At 63.7% G+C, this 19,634-nt stretch carries 17 protein-coding genes; 14 read left to right on the plus strand and 3 right to left on the minus strand.

Annotation, left to right across the window (positions count from 1 at the left end; translation table 11 throughout):
• Nucleotides 1-63: 63 nt before the first annotated feature.
• The 3 genes from cphA (at nt 64) to AZSI13_RS02975 (ending at nt 4,422) form a co-directional block, all read left to right on the plus strand.
• Entirely contained in the window at nt 64-2,655 is a 2,592-nt protein-coding gene (cphA, locus tag AZSI13_RS02965; protein WP_109039702.1) for a cyanophycin synthetase, read from the plus strand.
• A 219-nt stretch (nt 2,656-2,874) separates the two neighbouring features.
• Nucleotides 2,875-4,005 carry an acyltransferase gene (locus AZSI13_RS02970; RefSeq protein WP_109039703.1) on the plus strand — a complete coding sequence of 377 codons (1,131 nt, stop codon included), beginning with the start codon at nt 2,875-2,877 and terminating at the stop codon, nt 4,003-4,005.
• A gap of 132 nt (nt 4,006-4,137) precedes the next feature.
• Nucleotides 4,138-4,422 carry a hypothetical protein gene (locus AZSI13_RS02975; RefSeq protein ID WP_109039704.1) on the plus strand — a complete coding sequence of 95 codons (285 nt, stop codon included), beginning with the start codon at nt 4,138-4,140 and terminating at the stop codon, nt 4,420-4,422.
• A 114-nt stretch (nt 4,423-4,536) separates the two neighbouring features.
• Here AZSI13_RS02975 and AZSI13_RS02980 read toward each other — a convergent pair whose 3' ends face one another.
• Together AZSI13_RS02980 and ettA are read right to left on the minus strand one after the other, a co-directional pair.
• A complete protein-coding gene (locus tag AZSI13_RS02980) occupies nt 4,537-5,394 on the minus strand; it encodes a DUF817 domain-containing protein (RefSeq protein ID WP_201262288.1) in 858 nt (285 codons plus the stop codon).
• Nucleotides 5,395-5,494: 100 nt separating this feature from the next.
• Complete coding sequence (gene ettA / locus AZSI13_RS02985; protein ID WP_109040016.1) at nt 5,495-7,159, minus strand: energy-dependent translational throttle protein EttA; 1,665 nt, start codon at nt 7,157-7,159, stop codon at nt 5,495-5,497.
• 200 nt (nt 7,160-7,359) lie between these two features.
• Here ettA and AZSI13_RS02990 point away from each other — a divergent pair, with 200 nt between their 5' ends.
• Nucleotides 7,360-8,988 (plus strand): methyl-accepting chemotaxis protein, encoded by a 1,629-nt coding sequence (locus tag AZSI13_RS02990; protein WP_109039705.1) that lies wholly within the window; start codon nt 7,360-7,362, stop codon nt 8,986-8,988.
• Nucleotides 8,989-9,000: 12 nt separating this feature from the next.
• Here AZSI13_RS02990 and AZSI13_RS02995 read toward each other — a convergent pair whose 3' ends face one another.
• A complete protein-coding gene (locus AZSI13_RS02995) occupies nt 9,001-9,771 on the minus strand; it encodes a sulfite exporter TauE/SafE family protein (protein WP_109039706.1) in 771 nt (256 codons plus the stop codon).
• A gap of 168 nt (nt 9,772-9,939) precedes the next feature.
• On the opposite strand from AZSI13_RS02995, the gene AZSI13_RS03000 reads away from it, so the two are divergent.
• The 10 genes from AZSI13_RS03000 to ndk all read left to right on the plus strand — a co-directional run bounded on the left by AZSI13_RS03000 (nt 9,940) and on the right by ndk (nt 19,569).
• Nucleotides 9,940-10,938 (plus strand): TRAP transporter substrate-binding protein, encoded by a 999-nt coding sequence (locus tag AZSI13_RS03000; protein WP_109039707.1) that lies wholly within the window; start codon nt 9,940-9,942, stop codon nt 10,936-10,938.
• 72 nt (nt 10,939-11,010) lie between these two features.
• Complete coding sequence (locus tag AZSI13_RS03005) at nt 11,011-11,754, plus strand: TRAP transporter small permease (protein WP_109039708.1); 744 nt, start codon at nt 11,011-11,013, stop codon at nt 11,752-11,754.
• A gap of 1 nt (nt 11,755) precedes the next feature.
• On the plus strand, nt 11,756-13,039 hold the full coding sequence (locus tag AZSI13_RS03010; RefSeq protein ID WP_109039709.1) for a TRAP transporter large permease: 1,284 nt from the start codon (nt 11,756-11,758) through the stop codon (nt 13,037-13,039).
• Between the two features lie 96 nt (nt 13,040-13,135).
• Complete coding sequence (locus tag AZSI13_RS03015; protein WP_109039710.1) at nt 13,136-14,623, plus strand: DUF4118 domain-containing protein; 1,488 nt, start codon at nt 13,136-13,138, stop codon at nt 14,621-14,623.
• A complete protein-coding gene (locus tag AZSI13_RS03020; protein WP_109039711.1) occupies nt 14,620-15,309 on the plus strand; it encodes a response regulator in 690 nt (229 codons plus the stop codon). Before AZSI13_RS03015 ends, AZSI13_RS03020 begins: the two co-directional genes overlap by 4 nt.
• Nucleotides 15,310-15,334: 25 nt before the next feature.
• The gene (locus AZSI13_RS03025) at nt 15,335-16,201 is read left to right on the plus strand and encodes an electron transfer flavoprotein subunit beta/FixA family protein (RefSeq protein ID WP_109039712.1); all 867 of its coding nucleotides are present in this window, start codon (nt 15,335-15,337) and stop codon (nt 16,199-16,201) included.
• Nucleotides 16,194-17,276, plus strand: a complete 1,083-nt coding sequence (locus tag AZSI13_RS03030; protein ID WP_109039713.1) for an electron transfer flavoprotein subunit alpha/FixB family protein — start codon at nt 16,194-16,196, stop codon at nt 17,274-17,276. The genes AZSI13_RS03025 and AZSI13_RS03030 overlap by 8 nt, the downstream gene beginning before the upstream one ends.
• A gap of 9 nt (nt 17,277-17,285) precedes the next feature.
• A complete protein-coding gene (locus AZSI13_RS03035) occupies nt 17,286-18,596 on the plus strand; it encodes an FAD-dependent oxidoreductase (RefSeq protein WP_109039714.1) in 1,311 nt (436 codons plus the stop codon).
• Nucleotides 18,597-18,622: 26 nt separating this feature from the next.
• Nucleotides 18,623-18,907 carry a ferredoxin family protein gene (locus AZSI13_RS03040; protein ID WP_109039715.1) on the plus strand — a complete coding sequence of 95 codons (285 nt, stop codon included), beginning with the start codon at nt 18,623-18,625 and terminating at the stop codon, nt 18,905-18,907.
• A 233-nt stretch (nt 18,908-19,140) separates the two neighbouring features.
• Nucleotides 19,141-19,569, plus strand: a complete 429-nt coding sequence (gene ndk, locus AZSI13_RS03045; RefSeq protein WP_109039716.1) for a nucleoside-diphosphate kinase — start codon at nt 19,141-19,143, stop codon at nt 19,567-19,569.
• The last annotated feature ends 65 nt before the right edge of the window (nt 19,570-19,634 follow it).

The raw sequence follows: 19,634 nt of genomic DNA on the forward strand, positions 1-19,634 counted from the left end.
ACGCTCGCCGCCCGGCCCGGTGCCGGCGGCGATCCCGACTAAACGGTCATTACAGGATTTTTTATGGAAGTCTCCCGCATCCGAGCCCTGCGCGGCCCCAACCTGTGGAGCCGCCACACCTCCATCGAAGCCATCGTTACCTGTAGCGAGGCTGAACGCCGTTCTCCCCAGACCGCTGCCGACCTTGAGGCCTTCCTCGACCGGCTGCTGGAGCGCTTCCCCGAAGTGGGCCTGGTCATGCCGGCCAGCGCGGCCCTGCCGTCCCTGGCCCACGCCCTGCAATTCGCCGCCCTGGGCCTGCAGGCCTCCGCAGGCTGCCCGGTGACCTTCAGCCGCACGGCGGAAACCCTGGACCCGGGGGTCTATCAGGTGGTGGTGGAGTACACCGAAGAACCGGTAGGCCGTCTGGCTTTCGATCTGGCCGTAGAACTGTGCCAGGCCGCCCAGGAAAACCGCCCCTTCGATCTGGACACGGTACTGGCCCGCCTGCGGGAACTGGACGAAGACGTGCGTCTCGGCCCCTCCACCGGCTCCATTGTCGATGCCGCCGTGGCCCGGGGCATTCCCTTCCGCCGCCTGACCGAAGGCAGCCTGGTGCAGTTCGGCTGGGGCAGCAAGCAGCGCCGCATCCAGGCCGCCGAAATGGATTGCACCAGCGCCATTGCCGAATCCATCGCCCAGGACAAGGAACTGACCAAGGAACTGCTGCGCGCCGCCGGCGTGCCGGTGCCCTGGGGCCGTACCGTGGCCGATGCGGACGATGCCTGGGTGGCTGCCCAGGAAATCGGCCTGCCGGTGGTGGTCAAGCCCCGGGACGGCAACCAGGGCAAGGGCGTGGCCGTCAACCTGAAGAGCGAGGCCGAAGTGCGCATGGCCTTCGAGGTGGCCTCAGAATTCCGCGATGATGTGATGGTGGAACGCTACCTGCCGGGTCAGGACTTCCGCGTCCTGGTGGTGGGCAAGCATCTGGTGGCCGCCGCCCGTCGCGATCCGCCCCAGGTCATCGGTGACGGTGTGCATACCATCCGTCAGCTGGTGGACCAGGTGAATGCCGACCCGCGCCGGGGCGAGGGTCATGCCACTTCCCTGACCAAAATCCGTTTCGATGAAATTGCCCTGGCCACCCTGGCCCGGCAGAACTACAACGCCGACTCCGTGCCGCCCCGCGGCGCCCGGGTGGCCCTGCGCAACAACGCCAACCTGTCCACCGGCGGCTCTGCCACCGACGTGACCGACGATGTCCATCCCGAACTGGCCGCCAAGGCCGTGGCGGCAGCCCAGATGGTGGGCCTGGACATCTGCGGTGTGGACGTGGTGTGCGAAACCGTGCAGCGTCCCCTGGAAGAGCAGGGCGGCGGTATCGTCGAAGTCAATGCTGCTCCCGGCCTGCGCATGCACCTGCAGCCCTCCTTCGGCAAGGGCCGGGCGGTGGGCGAGGCGGTCATTTCCACCATGTATCCGAACGGCGACGACGGCCGTATCCCGGTGGTGGCCGTGGCCGGCACCAACGGCAAGACCACCACGGTGCGCCTGATTTCCCACCTGTTTACCTGCAACGGTCAGCGCACCGGCATGACCGGCACCGACGGCGTGTATATCCAGGGCAAGCGCATCGACACCGGCGACTGCTCCGGCCCCAAGAGCGCCCGCAATGTGCTGCTGCATCCCGATGTGGATGCAGCCGTGCTGGAAACTGCCCGGGGCGGCGTGCTGCGCGAGGGCCTGGGTTTCGACCGCTGCAACGTGGCCGTGGTGACCAACATCGGCATGGGCGACCACCTGGGCCTGGCCTACATCAACACCGTGGAAGACCTGGCGGTGGTGAAGCGTGTCATCGTGGAAAACGTGGCCGCTAATGGCTATGCCGTACTCAACGCCAACGACCCCATCGTCGTGCGCATGGCCGAGTCCTGCCCGGGCTCCGTCATCTTCTTCACCGCCGACCCCCACCACCCTGTCATGGCCACCCAATTTGCCCAGGGGCGCCGCGGTGTCTATGTGGAAGGCGGGGACATCGTGGTGGCGGAAGGCTCCACCGTGGTGCATCGCCTGCCCCTTTCCGGGGTGCCCCTGACCCGGGGTGGTGCCATCGGCTTCCAGGTGGAGAACGTCATGGCCGCCACGGCGGCGGCCTGGGCCATGGGTATCGGCTGGGACGTGATCCGCCAGGGTCTGGCCTCTTTTGTCAGCGATGCCGCCACGGCTCCCGGCCGTTTCAATCTCTTCGACTACAAGGGTGCCACCCTGATTGCCGACTACGGCCATAACCCGGATGCCATTCAGGCCCTGGTCAACGCCATCGACGCCCTGCCGGCCAAGCAGCGTGCGGTGGTCATCAGTGGTGCTGGCGACCGCCGGGACGAGGATATCCGCCAGCAGACCCGCATCCTGGGCGCTGCCTTCGACAGCGTCATTCTCTACCAGGATGCCTGCCAGCGCGGCCGGGCCGACGGCGAAGTGCTGGGTTTGCTGCGGGAAGGCCTGGTGGATGCCGCCCGGACCCGGGCGGTGGAAGAAATCCGTGGCGAGTTCCTGGCCATCGATACGGCCCTGGGCCGCCTCAATCCGGGCGACCTCTGCCTGATCCTGGTGGATCAGGTGGATGAAGCCCTGGCCCATATCGCCCAGCGGGTGGCTGAAGCCGCCAAGGCCTGATCAGTTGCTGTGACGGGTTTGGGTTTTTAGGCCTAATTTTTGCTAATGATTTTGGTATAATCCTGCGCTTTTGCCGTACGGGGTATGCACGGCAAAAGCGTCTGGAGCGGGCAAAACACGGTCGTGGACCGTGGTTCGCCTGCTTCTGCCGTTTTAACTTTTTAAATGGTCCGTTCTGCCGACTGCCGGTACCGGGCCAGGATCCTGTTGAAATCTGCCATGTCCGCTGGCCCATCACGCCTGGTCTTCATTGACGTTCTCAAAGCTGTCGCTTCCCAGCTCATCGTTCTCCATCACCTGGCGTTCTACGGCCCCATGTCCGATGCGGCCCAGGAACTGCTGCCCGGCCTGATCGGCTGGCTCAGCGAATACGCCCGCATCGCCGTCCAGGTCTTCCTGGTGGTGGGCGGCTTCCTGGCGGTCCGCGCCCTGGCGCCCCAGGGCCAACTGCTGACCCGGCAGCCCGTGGCCATGCTGGCCCGCCGCTATCTGCGGCTGGTACCGCCCTTCCTCCTCGCCATGGCCATTGCCATCATCTGCGCCTATGTGGCCCGGGGCTGGATGGAGCACGATTCCATTCCCGGCCAGCCGGCTGCCTTGCAGGTCCTGGCCCATGTCTTCCTGCTGCACAACATTCTGGACTTTGACGCCCTCTCCGCCGGCGTCTGGTACATCGCCATCGACTTCCAGCTCTTCGCCCTGCTCGTCGGTCTGCTCTGGCTGGGTCGCCTGGGCCGGGAGAGCATTCCGGCCATGGCCGGCGGGCGCAGCCGGGGCGTGCATAGCCTGGGCATGCTCCTTGTTTTCTCCCTGGTGCTGGCCTCCCTGTTCCACTTCAACCGCGATGCTTCCTGGGATATCTGGGCTGTCTACTTCTTCGGGGCCTATGGCATGGGCGTCATGGCTTACTGGGCCTCGGAAAAGGGTCAATCCCCGATTTGGCTGGCCATTATTGCCTCCGTCGCCCTGGGGGCTCTGTTGCTGGATTTCCGCCTGCGCATCGGCGTGGCGGTGACGGTTGCCCTGGCCCTTGGCCTGGCCCGGCGTGGCGACTGGATGGGCTACTGGCCCAAGCGCCTGCCCGGCCGGGAGGTGGTGCTGTTCCTCTCCCGCGTTTCCTACTCCGTCTTCTTGGTCCATTTCCCCATCTGCCTGCTGGTCAATGGTGCTTTCGACCACTTCGTGCCGGCGGAGCCTGCCTGGCATCTGATGGGTATGGTGCTGGCCTGGGTAACCAGCCTGGCGGCAGGTACGGTCTTCCACTTTTACGTGGAAACCCGGGAGTGGCGGCTGCCGACCCCGGTCTTCGGCCTGCTGCGCCGCACGGTCAAGGCCGAATCCTCGGCCTGAGGGCGGCTGTTTGGGTCCCGGATACGGTCTGGCAATTAAAGTGAAACTTTAAGTCAACCGATCGAAACGCTCCTGCGTTATTGCTCTCAAGGGGGCGAGAATCCGCCCCGGACAACCAAGGAGAGTACCCAAATGGGCAGCCTTAGCAACGAGTCCTTCGAAGAATTCCTGGATTCCCTGAAACGGGCCGGTATCACCATCACTCGCGAAGAAGAACTGCGCGAGCGCCTGGCAGAAGCCCAAAGCTGGCGCTACGCTTTCATGACCCTGGCCAACAATGGCCGCGCCATTGGCATCCGTTTCGAGGATCACGGCGCTAGTCAAAATCTGGATGTGGTGCGCAACGCTTTCAGCGCCTACCAGTTCCCCGAAAAGTACGAAGCCGCTTTCGAAGCCAGCCTGCGTACCAGCCACTAAGTTGGCCGCCCACTTACGGGCCACACAGAATTCCCGCGAATACCCGCCCCCGAGGCGGGTATTTTTTTGCCTGAAGCCTGAAGCCCGGCATCCTCCCCATACCCTGCTCCGGGGCTAGGGTGAAAGCTGGATTCTGGCCTTGACGTGCTTGAGGCCGCTGACCAGGGTAAAAATCATCAGGACCAGCATGGTCCAGGAAGACCATTTGCCCAGGTGCACCGTGGCCCAGGCACCTAGCTGGTTGGGGTAGCGCCAGACACCGAGGAAGGTGCCCATGTTCTCGGCCAGCCAGATGAAAAAGCCCACCAGGATGAATCCGAGCAGGAAGGGCATGGAGCGTTCCCGATCCAGGGGGGTGAAGATGATGCTGCTGCGGGCGTAAAGCCCCAGGGCGAGGGCCGCCAGATACCAGCGGTAGTCGCCAATGAAGTGGTGGGTGAACAGGTTGAGATAGAGCAGCAAGGCCAGGCCGCCGCTCATCCAGTAAGGCGGATGGCGTTCGATGCGCAGATGCAGGATACGCCAGGCCTGCATGACGTAGCTGCCGACGGCGGCGTACATGAAGCCGGAAAACAGCGGTACACCGAGTACCTTGGTCAGGGCGGGGTCCGGGTAGCTCCAGGAGGCGATGGGAGCGGAAACCTTGAAGACTTCGAGGGAAAATCCTGCCAGGTGGAAAAGCAGGATGGTCCGGGCTTCATCCCAGGTCTCGATACGCCGCCACAGCAGCCAGGCCTGCAGGCCCAGGGCGATCAGCAGGAGCAGGTCATAGCGGGCGATGCCTAGCCAGCCGCCGCGCGGCACGGCGAAGAGGGCGAGAAAGAAGAGCCCGGCGAAAATGCAGGCCCGGGCCTCCTTGATGCCGAACCACCAGAATTCCGCCAGGAAGCGCCGCCAGCCTTCCAGGGCGGGTCGCTCCTGCCGGTTTTCCAGGCACAGGTCGAGGCGGCGCAAGGTGGCGTAAAAGGGCATGAAGATATCTGAATGGAAAAAGCCCGCCGGGAGGCGGGCTTGGGTCAGTACCAGGGGCGGGCGGCCATTCCGGGCAAGATTTGGTGGGTCGCCGCGCCTCTTAACGGCTGATGGGCTTGTAGCGGATACGCTTGGGCTTGGCGCCTTCTTCACCCAGGCGGCGCTTCTTGTCGGCCTCGTATTCCTGGTAGTTGCCGTCAAAGAAGGTCCACTGGGAATCCCCTTCGGCCGCCAGGATATGGGTACAGATACGGTCGAGGAACCAGCGGTCGTGGGAGATCACCATGGCGCAGCCGGGGAATTCCAGCAGGGCATCTTCCAGGGCGCGCAGGGTTTCCACGTCCAGGTCGTTGGAGGGTTCGTCCAGCAGCAGGACGTTGCCGCCTTCCAGCAGGGTCTTGGCCAGGTGCAGGCGGCCGCGCTCGCCGCCGGAGAGGTTGCCGACCTGCTTCTGCTGGTCGCCGCCCTTGAAGTTGAAGCGGCCGATGTAGGCCCGGCTGGACATTTCGAACTTGCCGACGGTGAGGATATCGGCACCGTTGGCGATTTCCTCGAAGACAGTCTTGTTGCCGGAGAGGTTTTCCCGGCTCTGGTCCACGAAGGACATTTTCACCGTACTGCCGATTTTCACTTCGCCGCTATCCGGCTGCTCCTGCCCGCTGAGCATGCGGAAGAGAGTGGATTTACCCGCACCGTTGGGGCCGATGATGCCGACGATGGCACCAGCGGGAACCTTGAATGACAGGTTGTCGATCAGCAGGCGGTCGCCGAAGGCCTTGGAAACGCCGTCGAACTCGAGGACTTCATTGCCCAGGCGCTCGCCCACGGGAATGAAGATTTCCTGGGTTTCGTTGCGCTTCTGGTATTCGTAGCTGGAGAGTTCCTCGAAGCGGGCGATACGGGCCTTGGACTTGGCCTGGCGCCCCTTGGGATTCTGCCGTACCCATTCCAGTTCCTGCTTCATGGCCTTCATGCGGGCGGCTTCCTGCTTGCCTTCCTGTTCCAGGCGGGTTTCCTTCTGCTCCAGCCAGGAAGAGTAGTTGCCCTTCCAGGGAATGCCCTCGCCCCGGTCCAGTTCCAGGATCCATTCGGCGGCGTTGTCGAGGAAGTAGCGGTCGTGGGTAACGGCCACCACGGTGCCGGGGAAGCGGCAGAGGAACTGCTCCAGCCATTCCACAGATTCTGCATCCAGGTGGTTGGTGGGTTCGTCCAGCAGCAGCATGTCGGGCTTGGAAAGTAGCAGCTTGCACAGGGCGACGCGGCGCTTCTCACCGCCGGAGAGGTGCTTGATGGAAGCATCCCAGGCCGGCAGGCGCAGGGCGTCGGCGGCGATTTCCATCTGAGTTTCGGTGTCGCTGCCGGCCGTGGCCAGGATGGCCTCGCAGCGGGCCTGTTCTTCAGCCAGCTTGTCGAAATCTGCATCGGGCTCGGCGTAGGCGGCGTACACCTCTTCCAGCTTCTGCTTGGCTTCCATGATCTCGCCCAGGGCGGATTCCACCTCCTGGCGCACCGTCTTTTCCTGGTCCAGCTGGGGTTCCTGGGCCAGGTAGCCGATGCGCAGGTTGGGCTGCCACTGCACTTCCCCGTCGTATTCCTTTTCCACACCGGCCATGATTTTCAGCACGGTGGACTTGCCTGAGCCGTTGAGGCCCAGCAGGCCGATCTTGGCGCCGGGGAAGAAGGAGAGGGAAATATCCTTGATGATCTGCCGCTTGGGCGGCACGACCTTGCTCACGCGGAGCATCGACATTACGTATTGGGCCATGGAAAACTCGTGGTTGCGATGGGCGAAAGCCGCGCCCTGGGCGGCGGCGAAGGCGGTATTGTACCGGCCCGCTGCAGGGGCGTCAGGATCATCTTCCGTGAAATACGCCACAGCTGCACCGCCCCCCGGCTGCGCTATATTGGAGACAGGTGCATAACCGTGCGTATGCGCCCATACCAATAACGACCTGGGGACATGTCATGAACTGGTTCGATCACCTAAGCCTGCGGGCCAAACTGTATGTGAACTTCGCCGTCACCGGCGGCATCCTGGTGCTGGCCCTGGTGTTCTGTATCCTCCAGATCCAGAAGGTGGGCGGTGAAACCGAGGAAATCATCACCAACTGGCTGCCTTCCCTGCAACTGGTGGGCAAGGTGAGCCAGGAGCGCCTGCGTTACCGGGTACGCAGCCTGGAATACATGATGCCGGGCTCCCCCGAAGAGAAGGTGAAGATCGAGAAATCCTTGGCCAAGCTGGATGAGGACGTGCGAGCCGTCATCAAGGAATACCAGCCCATGGTCACCGGCCCCCAGGAGCAGGCTATTCTGGATGGCGTGGCCAAGGCGGTGGATGGCTACAAGACGACGGTGGAGGAGGCCATTGCCCTGTCCAAGGCCGGTAAGGAAGAAGAAGCCCAGCAACTACGCCGCAAGAACTGGGTGGAGAAGGCCAACCAGCTGCGGGACCGTACCGATGATCTGGCCAAGTTCAACCGGGAGGGGGCCGATAAGGTGGCCCAGCGTGCCTCGGGTGACGTCAAGAGCGCCATTTCCGGCGGCCTGATGGCTCTGGTGGCAGGAGTGGTGGTGGCCCTGGTGGTCTCCTTCCTGCTGGCCCAGCGCATGGCCCGGCGCCTTGACGAGGCTCTGGAAGTGGCCCGGCGTATCGCCTCCGGCGATCTCACCGGCAACCTGCCACCCAGCACCGGCGATGAAGTGGGGCGCTTGGTGGCGGCCATGGGCGAGATGCAGCAGGCCCTGCGCAGCACCATCGGCCAGACCAAGGAAGGGGCTGCCGAAATTTCCACTGCCGCCCAGCAGCTGGCAGGTACGGTACGCCAGATGGAGCAAAGCGTGACCATCCAAAGCTCCGCCTCCTCCGCCATTGCCGCCAACATCGAGGAACTGACGGTTTCGATCAATCACGTTTCCGACAACACCGGCGATGCTGCCCGCCTGGCTGCCGAATCCGATGAACAGGCCCGTGCGGGGCGTGAGACGGTGGACCGCCTGGTGGGCGAGATCAACCAGGTGTCGGATGTGGTGAAGGTGGCCGCCCAGCAGATCGGCAACCTGGAAGAGGAATCCCAGAAGATTTCCAACATCGTCAGCGTCATCAAGGACATTGCCGACCAGACCAATCTCTTGGCCCTAAACGCCGCCATCGAGGCGGCCCGGGCTGGGGAGCACGGGCGCGGTTTCGCCGTGGTGGCCGATGAAGTACGCAAGCTCTCCGAGCGCACTGCCCAGTCCACCGGTGAGATCACCCAGATGGTGGGCTCCATCCAGGAATCCACCCGCCAGGTGGTGGCCGGTATTGGCGGCGGTGTGGGGGCGGTGGAAAGCAGCGTCGATCATGCCCGCCAGGCCGGAGCCACCATTGCCCAACTACAGGACATGGCGCGGCGGGTGGCCGAGATCATCGGCGATGTGGATGTAGCCCTGCGGGAGCAGTCTTCCGCCTCCACCGAGGTGGCCCGCAAGGTGGAGGAAATCGCCACTCATGCGGAAGAAACCAATGCCGCCGCCAACGAGACCTCCCGGGCGGCGGATACCCTGGACCGGGTGGCCGGGGAAATGCAGGAAGCCGTCAGCCGCTTCCGGGTCTGAGGGCGCTCCGCTTCAGCGCCACCAGGCCAGGCCCACCTGGATCAGCATCAGGGCCGCCATCAGGGCCAGGGTGGCGTTGAGCCAGCGGCGATAGGTGGCCGTTTCCATGCGCGACTGAATGCGCATTCCCGGAATCAGGCAGAGGCCGGCCAGTACCGTCAGGCCGGCGCTCTGCCAGAGAATGGCGGCGGTGAATTCGCCGTGGGCCGCCAGGGTGCCTGCCTGAGTCAGCTTGCCAACAATGAAGCAGACGTTGAACAGCTGCACCGTGGCTGTGGGGCTCAGCGCCAGGCCGAGAAAGTAGATGGCCAGGGGCGGTACTGAGACATTCACGGTGCCCGACAGCACGCCGGCCGCCAGGCCGAAGGCCGCTTCGGAAGTGCGGCGGCGGGTGGTGAGAAAAGACCAGTCCCAGGTTTTCAGGCGATTGAGATTGAGAGAGACCAGCATCATCAGCGCCAGGGCCAGCTTCAGGGGCTCCGCCGGCAAGCCGATGAGGAACTGGGTGCCCACCAGGCTGCCGACGAAGACGTAAGCCGCCAGCCGCCAGTGCTCCGCCAGGTTGTCCCGCCAATTGCCGCCCCGCAGGATGGACAGCACGTTGAGCAGGATATTGGGCAGCACGGTGACCAGTACCGCCGTTTTCAGGTCGGTCAGCAGGGCGATGCAGGGGGTGGTGATCAGGGGGAAACCGATGCCGATGACGCCATGGACGAAGGCGGCGATGCCAACCACGATGGCGATGGCCGCCAGCAGGAGATCCGGAGAATAATCGTAGGGCATATAACGTACGGTTTTTCAGGGCGGGGGGAAGGGCCGCAGCATGGGGAAAAACATGGCCCCCAGGGGATTGTGGATATCCACAGTAGAGCGGGTCTATGGCCTTTGTGATACTGCGCCAAGCTGGCCTTCAGGCTGGCCTATAAACCTAGATTCTCTTGGAGGAGAAAGATGAAAATTTCCCATCTGATGTTCGGCCTGCTGGCCGGCGTTCTGTCCTGTGGCGCCGTGGCGCAACAGCCTATCGTCATCAAATTCAGCCATGTGGTGGCCGTCGATACCCCCAAGGGTCTGGCTGCCGACTTTTTCGCCAAGCGCGCCGCCGAGCTGACCAAGGGCAAGGTGAAGGTTGAGGTCTACCCGAACAGCCAGCTGTACAAGGACAAGGAAGAAATGGAAGCCCTGCAGTTGGGCGCCGTGCAGATGCTGGCTCCTTCCCTGGCCAAGTTCGGCCCCCTGGGCGTGCGTGAATTCGAAGCCTTCGATTTGCCCTACATCTTCGACAACTACGAAGAGCTGCACAAGATCACCACCGGTCCCGTCGGCGCCTCCCTGCTGGCCAAGCTGGAACCCAAGGGCATCAAGGGTCTGGCTTACTGGGACAACGGCTTCAAGTCCTTCTCCGCCAATACCCCGATCAAGACCCCGGCTGACCTGAAGGGCAAGAAGATGCGCATCCAGTCCTCCAAGGTGCTGGAAGAGGAAATGCGTACCATCGGCGCCCTGCCCCAGGTGATGGCTTTCTCCGAGGTGTACCAGGCCCTGCAGACCGGCGTGGTGGACGGTACCGAGAACCCGATCTCCAACCTGTACACCCAGAAGATGCATGAAGTGCAGAAGCATCTGACCCTGACCGACCACGGTTACCTGGGTTACGCCGTCATCGTGAACAAGAAGTTCTGGGAAGGCCTGCCCGCCGACGTGCGTGGCCAGCTGGAAACCGCGATGAAGGAATCCACCACCTACGCCAACAAGATCGCCAAGGAACAGAACGACAAGGATCTGGAATCCGTGAAGAAGAGCGGCAAGACCCAGGTCTACGTGCCCACCAAGGAAGAGCGCGAAGCCTTCAAGAAGGCGCTGACCCCGGTGCACGCCAAGATGGCTGACCGTATCGGCAAGGAGCTGATCCAGTCCATCTACAAGGAAACCGGCTTCACCGCCCAGTAAAACAATCTGCCCGCGAAGACGCCCGCCACCCCCTGGGGGCGGGCGTTTTTGTGAGGGTAGGGGAGTTCTGTCATGAATAAACTACTGAATCACCTCGAAGAGGCGATCATCACGTTCCTCATGGGGGCGGCGACGGTGATCATTTTCCTCTCCGTGGTCCATCGCTACCTCTCCGGTTACGACATCCCGGGCCTGCAGGACTGGCTGCTCAGCCTCAACTTCAGCTGGGCCCAGGAACTGTGCATCATCATGTTCGTGTGGATGGCCAAGTTCGGTGCCGCCTATGGCGTGCGTACCGGCATCCACGTCGGCGTCGATGTGGTCATTAATCGCCTGGCCGAGAAGAACCGCGCCAAGTTCGTCCTCTTCGGCCTGATGGCCGGCGCCACCTTCACCGGCATCGTCGGCACCCTGGGTGCTACCTTCGTCTGGGAAAACGGCGCCCACTACCAGTTTTTCCACTGGTTCGGCATTGAAGCGCCGGACCTCTACGAAGGCCCCATCACGCCCGACCTGGAATGGCCGACCTGGATCGTCTATTCCGCCGTGCCCCTCGGTTCCTACCTGATGTGCTACCGCTTCCTGCAGGTGGCTGTCTCCTTCATCAAGACCGGCGAACTGCCCCACCATGACCACGGTCATGTGGAAGGTCTGGAAGAAGAGCTGGCCCAGGAAGAAGGCAAGACCTACTCCATCGGCGAAGCCATCCAGGCTGCCGAGGAGTTGGAGCATGCCGATGCCGGCCGCAAGGAAGTGCCCATGGAACCCGATACGCCCCATGGCGTGAAGCGGGAAGACAAGAACGGAGGCCAATAACATGAACGCCGCAATCATTTTCGGCCTCCTCCTGGCATTGATGCTGACGGGGATGCCCATTTCCATCTCCCTGGGTCTGACCGTACTGACCTTCCTCTTCACCATGACCCAGGTGCCCATCGAATCCGTGGCCCTGAAGCTGTTCACCGGTATCGAGAAGTTCGAGATCATGGCGATCCCCTTCTTCATTCTGGCCGGTAACTTCCTCACTCACGGCGGGGTGGCCAGGCGCATGATCAACTTCGCCAGCGCCATGGTGGGCCACTTCTACGGCGGCCTCGGTCTCGCCGGCGTGCTGGCCTGCGCCCTGTTCGCAGCGGTGTCCGGTTCTTCCCCGGCCACCGTGGTGGCCATCGGCTCCATCCTGCTGCCGGCCATGGTCAAGGCAGGCTTCCCGAACCGCTTTGGTGCGGGCGTCATCACTACCTCCGGTGCCCTGGGTATTCTCATTCCGCCCTCCATCGTCATGGTGATGTACTCCGTGGCCACCAACACCTCCGTCGGTGCCCTGTTCATGGCCGGTGTGATTCCGGGCTTGCTGCTGGCGACCACCCTGGGCTTGGTCACTTGGTACCGCGCCAAGAAGTTCGACTATCCGCGCATGGCCAAGGCTTCCTGGGGCGAGCGTTGGCAAGCCTTCCGCAAGTCTGTCTGGGGCCTGCTGCTGATCGTCATCGTCATGGGCGGTATCTACACCGGCATGTTCACTCCCACCGAGGCAGCGGCCATGTCCGCGGTGTATGCCTTCTTCGTGGCGGTGTTCGTGTACAAGGACATGGGCCTCAAGCAGATCCCCAAGGTGCTGATGGATTCGGCCAACATGTCCGCCATGCTGCTGTACATCATCACCAACGCGGTACTGTTCTCCTTCCTCATGACCAACGAGAACATCCCCCAGTTGCTGGCTGAATGGCTGCTGGACAAGGGCCTGGGCCCCATTGCCTTCCTCCTGGCGGTGAACGTGCTGCTGCTGGTGGCCGGCAACTTCATGGAGCCTTCCTCCATCGTGCTGATCATGGCGCCGATCCTCTTCCCGGTGGCCGTCAAGCTGGGCATCGACCCGGTGCACTTCGGCATCCTGATCGTGGTGAATATGGAAGTCGGCATGTGCCATCCGCCGGTGGGCCTCAACCTTTACGTGGCCTCGGGTATCACGAAGATGGGGATTACCGAGCTGACCATCGCCGTCTGGCCGTGGCTGCTCTCCATGCTCTGCTTCCTGGCCTTGGTCACCTACTGGCCCAGCCTGTCCCTGTGGCTGCCCCGCACCCTGGGCATGTTGTAACGATTTACCCTTGCGTTGAGTTGGCGCGCGCGCGGGAAACCGCCGCGCGCTTTTTTTCGCCCTTTTTTACAGCGCTTTTATGCGGGGAGGGCTAGCATGGGTTCCATGAAGCGCTTCATCGGCTATTTCTGGGGCATCGGCCTTGTCCTGCTGGGGACCGCCCTGGCCGGGCCTTTTCGTACCGACATCGACCTCTCCAATATTGCCCTGCTCTACGTCCTGGCCGTCGTGGTGGTGGGTGGCCATTTTGGCCGTGGGCCGGCGGTGGCCTGTGCCCTGGGCAGCAGCCTGGCCTTTGCCTACGTTTTCGTTCCCCCCTATTTCTCCCTCGCCATCACGGAAATTCAGTACGTCCTGGCCGCCGTCATCATGGTGGTGGTCGCTCTGGTGGTGGGGCATCTCACGGCGGCCTTGCGCACCCAGGTGGACCTGGCTGGCAAGCGGGCCCGCCGGGCCCGGGCTCTCTACGACCTGGCCAAGACCCTGGCCGGCAGCCAGACCGCCGAAGAAGTCAGCGCCACCAGTCGCCGCTTTCTCGCCGATGTTTTCGGTGCCCATCGCATCCGCCTGCTGGAGCCGGCCGCCTGGGACAACCCACCACCGGTGGTGACCAAAGCCCTGGTTCGCGCCTGCCTGGAGCGGCGCCAGCTGGTGGCCGTGCCCAGCCGGGAGGCGGGCGTTTCCCGGGCCCTCCTGCCCCTGGCCGGCACCCGGGATCTCCTCGGTCTGCTCGGCTTCGAGGTGGATAGCCGCACCCTGGACGATCCCGAATACCGGGAGGCCCTGGACACCATGGCCTCCGTGGTGGCGGTGGCCCTGGAGCGTACCCAGTACGCCGCTGCCGTGCGGGAGAGCGAATTGCGAGTCGCCGCCGAATCCCTGCGCAGTTCCATCCTCGCTAGTCTCTCCCACGACCTGCGCACGCCCCTGACGGCCCTGGTGGGCATGGCCGACGGCCTGGCCTTGGGCAAAGTGGGGGGGGAAGAAAAGCAGAAATCCATGCTGCTGCGCCTGCGGGACCAGGCCCTGGCGGTGAACCAGCTGCTGGCCAACCTGCTGGAAATGGCCCGGTTGCGCTCCGGCAGCGTGGAGTTGCAGAAGGAATGGCAGCCCATCGAGGAGGTCATCGGTGCCACCGTGCATCTGCTGGAGCCCCATGCGGATGGGCGGGACATCGCCATCACCATTGCTCCCGGCCTGCCGCCAGTGCATATCGATGGCGTGCTGATCGAGCGGGTGCTGTGGAACCTGCTGGAAAATGCGCTCAAGTATTCCCCCGCGGACCAGCCCATCGACCTGCGGGTGGGGCAGTCTGAGAGTTGGCTGGAGGTTTCTGTCTGTGATCGCGGCGAAGGCCTGGTGCCGGGCCAGGAAGAGGCCCTGTTCGGCCTCTTTCGCCGTGGCCGCAGCGAATCCAACGTGCCCGGCGCTGGCCTCGGGTTGGCCATTGCCCGCACCATTGCCGAAGCCCACGGCGGCACCGTCAGCGCCGCCAACCGCAGTGGCGGCGGCGCCTGCTTCTGCCTGCGTCTGCCCCTGGAAACGCCGCCGGATCTGGCGGACCTGGATAACGAAGAGTCATGAACCCAAGCGAAACCCTTCTGGTGGTCGAAGACGACGTCTCGATCCGGGAATTCGTCGTCTCCGTGCTGGAAAGCGAAGGCTACGCCGTTAGCGAGGCTGGTTCGGCCCGCCACGGCATGGTCCAGGCCGGTACCGTGAAGCCGTCCCTGCTCATTCTCGACCTGGGCCTGCCGGACCTGGACGGCCTGGATTTTCTGCGAGACTTCCGCGCCTGGTCGGCGGCGCCGGTGCTGGTGTTGTCCGCCCGTACCCAGGAGAGCCAGAAGGTGGCCGCCCTGGACGCGGGGGCCGACGATTACCTGACCAAGCCCTTCGGTGTGCCCGAACTGCTGGCCCGGGTCCGCGCCCTGCTGCGCCGGGGCCCGGCAGCCACGGGGGAGGGAAGCCCGGTGATCGAATTCGGCGACGTGCGCATCGACTGTGCCGAGCGCAAGGTGGAGAAGGGCGGCGAGCTGCTGCGCCTCTCCCAGATCGAATACCGCCTGCTGCTGGCCCTGGCCGGCCAGCCGGGCCGGGTGCTGACCCACCGCCAGCTGCTGACCCGGGTGTGGGGCGGCAAGGCGGTGGAGAACCACCAGTACCTGCGGGTCTATGTGGGCCACCTGCGGCAGAAGATCGAGGCCGACCCGGCCAAACCGCGCCATATCCTGACGGAAATCGGCGTCGGCTACCGTTTCCTACCCTGATTTCAACTTTAGACGGATCGTCATCATGCACATCGTCGTTTGTATCAAGCAGGTGCCGGACAGTGCCCAGATTCGGGTCCATCCGGTGACCAACACCATCATGCGCCAGGGGGTGCCGGCCATCATCAACCCCTACGACCTCTTCGCCATCGAGGCGGCCCTGGCCCTCAAGGACCATCTGGGGGGCAAGGTGACGGTGCTGACCATGGGCCCGCCCCAGGCTGAGCCGGCCCTGCGCAAGGCCCTCTCTTTCGGCTGCGACGAGGCCGTGCTGGTGACCGACAAGCTCTTTGCCGGAGCCGACACCCTGGCCACCTCCTACGTGCTGGCCTCGGCCATCAAAACCTTGCACCAGGAGACCCCGGTGGACCTGGTGTTCACCGGCAAGCAGACCATCGACGGCGACACCGCCCAGGTGGGTCCGGGCATCGCCAAGCGCCTGGAGCTGGAACTGCTCACCTACGTTTCCCGCATCGTCAGCGTAGACAAGGCCGCCAGCAGCATCCGCGTCGAGCGCCGCGCCGAGGGCGGGGTGCAGGTGCTGGAAACCCGCCTGCCGGCCCTCATCACCATGCTCGAAGGTAGCAACGAAATCCGCTTCGGCAGCGCCCCTGACATGTTCCGCGCCGCCCGGGCCGAAGTCCGCGTCTGGGACCGCAACGCCGCCGGCATCGAGGACATCAAGAAGGTGGGCCTGAAGGGCAGCCCCACCATCGTCAGCCGGGTCTTCGTGCCCAGCCCCCGGGCCCAGAAGGCCCAGCAGATCGAGTTCGACGCCACCAACCCGGAAGCCGCCACCCAGGCCCTGCTGGACAAGGTGCTGGCGGAGATTCCCAAGGTGAAAAAAGAACTGGATAACAAGCGTACGGCAGCAGGAGAGCGCCATGAGTGAAGCCAAGACCGACAAGCCCATCAAGAAGCGCAAGATCAAGCTGGATGAAGAACTGCTGGCCTACAAGGGCGTCTGGGTCTTCGTCGAGAGCGAGCGGGGCCATGTGCATCCCGTCTCCTGGGAGCTGATGGGCCAGGGCCGCCGCCTGGCGGACCAGCTGGGGGTGGAGTTGTGCGGCGTGGTCATGGGCGCTCCGGGGCCGGACCTGGAGGCCCAGTGCCAGGCCGCCTTCGCCTACGGTGCCGACCGCTGCTACCGCATCGCCAGCCCGGTATTGGCCGAGTATCGCAACGTGCCCTTCACCCGGGCCCTGACCGACCTGGTGAACGCCCATAAGCCGGAAATCCTCCTGCTGGGCGCCACCACCCTGGGCCGGGACCTGGCCGGGTCGGTGGCTACCACCTTGAAGACGGGCCTCACCGCCGACTGCACCGAGCTGGCCATCGACCCGGAAGACCGCTGCCTGCTCTCCACCCGCCCCACCTTCGGCGGCAGCCTCTTGTGCACCATCGTCACCCTCAACTACCGGCCCCAGATGGCCACGGTGCGCCACCGGGTGATGCCCATGCCCGACCCGCAACCGGAACGGACCGGCCTGATCGTCGATTTCGAGGCCGGCCTGATCGAGACCGACATCGTCACCAAGGTGCTGGAGTTCATCCCCGACGATCAGCGGGACAAGCCCCAGCTGCCTTACGCCGAAATCGTCGTCTCCGGCGGTAAGGGCCTGGGCAAGGCCGAAAATTTCAAGCACGTGTGGGATCTGGCCAAGGTTCTGGGCGGCGAAGTGGGCGCCTCCCGGGCCGCCATCCATGCCGGCTGGATCTCCGCCGACCGCCAGGTGGGCCAGACCGGCAAGACCGTGCGCCCGGCCCTCTACATCGCTGCCGGCATCTCCGGCGCCATCCAGCACCGGGTGGGCATGGAAGGGGCGGACTGCATCATCGCCGTCAACAACGACCCCAACGCCCCCATTTTCGACTTCGCCCACTACGCCATCGTCGGCGACTGCAACCAGGTGCTGCCGGCTCTGGGCCGCACCTTCGCCGGCTACCTGGCGCAGCAAGGCAGCTAAGGAATTCCCATGACCCAGAACATCGAAAAATTCGACGTCATCGTCGTCGGCGCCGGCCCCGCCGGCAACGCCGCCGCCTACACCCTGGCCAAGGCCGGCAAGAAGGTGCTGCAGCTGGAGCGGGGCGAGTATCCCGGCTCCAAGAACGTGCAGGGCGCCATCCTCTATGCCGACGCCCTGGAAAAGATCATCCCCGACTTCCGCGACTCCGCCCCCCTGGAGCGCACCGTCATCGAGCAGCGCATGTGGGTGATGGAGGACGAGTCCTACGTCGGCACCACTTTCCGCTCCGACCGCTTCAACCAGATGCCGGGCAACCGCTACACCATCATCCGGGCCCGCTTCGACAAGTGGTTCTCCGAGCAGGTACAGAAGGCCGGCGCTCTGGTGATCTGCGAAATGACGGTGATCGCCCTGCTGCGCGACGAATCCGGCAAGGTCATCGGCGTCGAGGTGGATCGGGACGACGGCAAGATCTACGCCGAAACCGTGATCCTGGCTGACGGGGTCAATTCCCTGGTGGCCAGCCGGGCTGGCCTGCGGGAGGACATCAAGCCCGCCGCCGTGGCCCTGGCGGTGAAGGAAACCATCTTCCTGCCCAAGGAGACCGTGGAAGCCCGCTTCAACCTGAAGGGCAGCGAGGGCGTGGTGATCGAGATGCTGGGGAGCATCAGCCAGGGCATGGCCGGTACTGCCTTCCTCTACACCAACAAGGACTCCATTTCCCTTGGCATTGGCTGCATGCTTTCCGACATGAAGGCGCAGAACACCACCCCGGCGGAACTGCTGGAAAAGCTGAAGCAGCACCCTTCCGTGGCGCCCCTGATTGCCGGCGGCGAGACCCGGGAATACGCCGCCCACCTCATTCCCGAAGGCGGCTACCACGCCCTGCCCGAGCTGTACGGCGAAGGCTGGCTGCTGGTGGGGGATTCCGCCGGTTTCGTGAACGCCGTGCACCGGGAAGGCTCCAACCTGGCCATGACCAGCGGCCGTCTTGCCGCCGAGACCCTGCTGGAACTGGGCGAAAAGGGTCTGCCTTCCACCGCCGCCAACCTGGCCCGCTACAAGGCCCGGCTGGAAGACAGCATCGTGCTGAAGGACCTGAAGAAGTACCGCAACATTCCGGACACCCTGCACAGCCAGCGCCAGTTCCTCAGCGACTACCCGGCCCTGCTCAACGGCGCCGCCCACGAGTTCTTCACGGTGGATAGTCGGGACAAGGCCACCAAGGAAAAGGCCATCTTCAATGCCTTCCGCGAACGCCGTAGCCTGCTGGGGCTGCTGGGCGATGCCTACCGCCTGTGGCGCGCCACCCGTTAACGAAGAGCCGAGAAAGGAAATAGATCATGATGAAAGTTGAAGAAAAGCTCTTCCAGAACCGCTACCGGGTTGATGCGGACCGGCCCCACATTCGCATCAAGGATGAATCCCTGTGCAACAACGGCTGCGTCAGCCGCGCCTGCACCGTCTGCTGCCCGGCCGGCTGCTGGTCCTTCGAGGAGGGCAAGATCGGCCTGATCACAGACGGCTGTCTGGAATGCGGCACCTGCCGGGTGGTCTGCGATACCCACGGCAATGTGGACTGGAACTATCCCCGGGCCGGTTTCGGCATCCTCTTCAAGTTTGGCTGAGGCGGCCGGAGTATCGCCCCCATCGCTTGCGCTTCATGGGATTTGCGGGAACGCTCGGCATTTCGGCAAATCTCCCGCAAAAATCGCAGGCAGCTACTGAAAACCGTAAAACGGGCCTTGTGCGTCAGTTGGCAAGGCCCGATGAATTGCCGTGGTCGGCGGATTGGGGTTCTCTCCTAAAGGTCTGGTAAAATAAAAAGTTATTTCCAAACCCAGCTATTCACGGAGTGACCATGGCTATCGAACGCACCCTTTCCATTATCAAACCCGACGCCGTCGCCAAGAACGTCATCGGCAAGATCTACTCCCGTTTCGAAACCAACGGCCTGAAGATCGTTGCTTCCAAGATGGCCTGGCTGTCTGCCGAAGAAGCCGGCAAGTTCTACGCCGTGCACAAAGAGCGTCCTTTCTTCAAGGATCTGGTTTCCTTCATGATCTCCGGCCCCGTCATGATCCAGGTGCTGGAAGGTGAAGACGCCATCACCAAGAACCGCGACCTGATGGGCGCCACCGACCCGAAGAAGGCCGAGCCGGGCACTATCCGCGCCGATTTCGCTGAATCCATCGACGCCAACGCTGTCCACGGTTCTGACGCTGCCGAAACCGCTGCCAACGAAATCGCCTTCTTCTTCCCGGCGATGAACGTTTACTCCGGCCGCTAATCGGAGTCGGGTGAGCGGGGCCGAACGGCTCCGCTTTTTGTTTTTTGTTCGTCCCCCTCACCCAA

It is taken from the genome of Azospira sp. I13 (assembly GCF_003112695.1).
GTDB lineage: Bacteria > Pseudomonadota > Gammaproteobacteria > Burkholderiales > Rhodocyclaceae > Azospira.

Bases quoted from the DNA above. Each gene is read 5' to 3' on its own strand.
- cphA (WP_109039702.1), top strand. From the start codon at position 64: ATGGAAGTCTCCCGCATCCGAGCCCTGCGCGGCCCCAACCTGTGGAGC.
- AZSI13_RS02970 (WP_109039703.1), top strand. From the start codon at position 2,875: ATGTCCGCTGGCCCATCACGCCTGGTCTTCATTGACGTTCTCAAAGCT.
- AZSI13_RS02975 (WP_109039704.1), top strand. From the start codon at position 4,138: ATGGGCAGCCTTAGCAACGAGTCCTTCGAAGAATTCCTGGATTCCCTG.
- AZSI13_RS02980 (WP_201262288.1), bottom strand. From the start codon at position 5,394: ATGCCCTTTTACGCCACCTTGCGCCGCCTCGACCTGTGCCTGGAAAAC.
- ettA (WP_109040016.1), bottom strand. From the start codon at position 7,159: ATGGCCCAATACGTAATGTCGATGCTCCGCGTGAGCAAGGTCGTGCCG.
- AZSI13_RS02990 (WP_109039705.1), top strand. From the start codon at position 7,360: ATGAACTGGTTCGATCACCTAAGCCTGCGGGCCAAACTGTATGTGAAC.
- AZSI13_RS02995 (WP_109039706.1), bottom strand. From the start codon at position 9,771: ATGCCCTACGATTATTCTCCGGATCTCCTGCTGGCGGCCATCGCCATC.
- AZSI13_RS03000 (WP_109039707.1), top strand. From the start codon at position 9,940: ATGAAAATTTCCCATCTGATGTTCGGCCTGCTGGCCGGCGTTCTGTCC.
- AZSI13_RS03005 (WP_109039708.1), top strand. From the start codon at position 11,011: ATGAATAAACTACTGAATCACCTCGAAGAGGCGATCATCACGTTCCTC.
- AZSI13_RS03010 (WP_109039709.1), top strand. From the start codon at position 11,756: ATGAACGCCGCAATCATTTTCGGCCTCCTCCTGGCATTGATGCTGACG.
- AZSI13_RS03015 (WP_109039710.1), top strand. From the start codon at position 13,136: ATGGGTTCCATGAAGCGCTTCATCGGCTATTTCTGGGGCATCGGCCTT.
- AZSI13_RS03020 (WP_109039711.1), top strand. From the start codon at position 14,620: ATGAACCCAAGCGAAACCCTTCTGGTGGTCGAAGACGACGTCTCGATC.
- AZSI13_RS03025 (WP_109039712.1), top strand. From the start codon at position 15,335: ATGCACATCGTCGTTTGTATCAAGCAGGTGCCGGACAGTGCCCAGATT.
- AZSI13_RS03030 (WP_109039713.1), top strand. From the start codon at position 16,194: ATGAGTGAAGCCAAGACCGACAAGCCCATCAAGAAGCGCAAGATCAAG.
- AZSI13_RS03035 (WP_109039714.1), top strand. From the start codon at position 17,286: ATGACCCAGAACATCGAAAAATTCGACGTCATCGTCGTCGGCGCCGGC.
- AZSI13_RS03040 (WP_109039715.1), top strand. From the start codon at position 18,623: ATGATGAAAGTTGAAGAAAAGCTCTTCCAGAACCGCTACCGGGTTGAT.
- ndk (WP_109039716.1), top strand. From the start codon at position 19,141: ATGGCTATCGAACGCACCCTTTCCATTATCAAACCCGACGCCGTCGCC.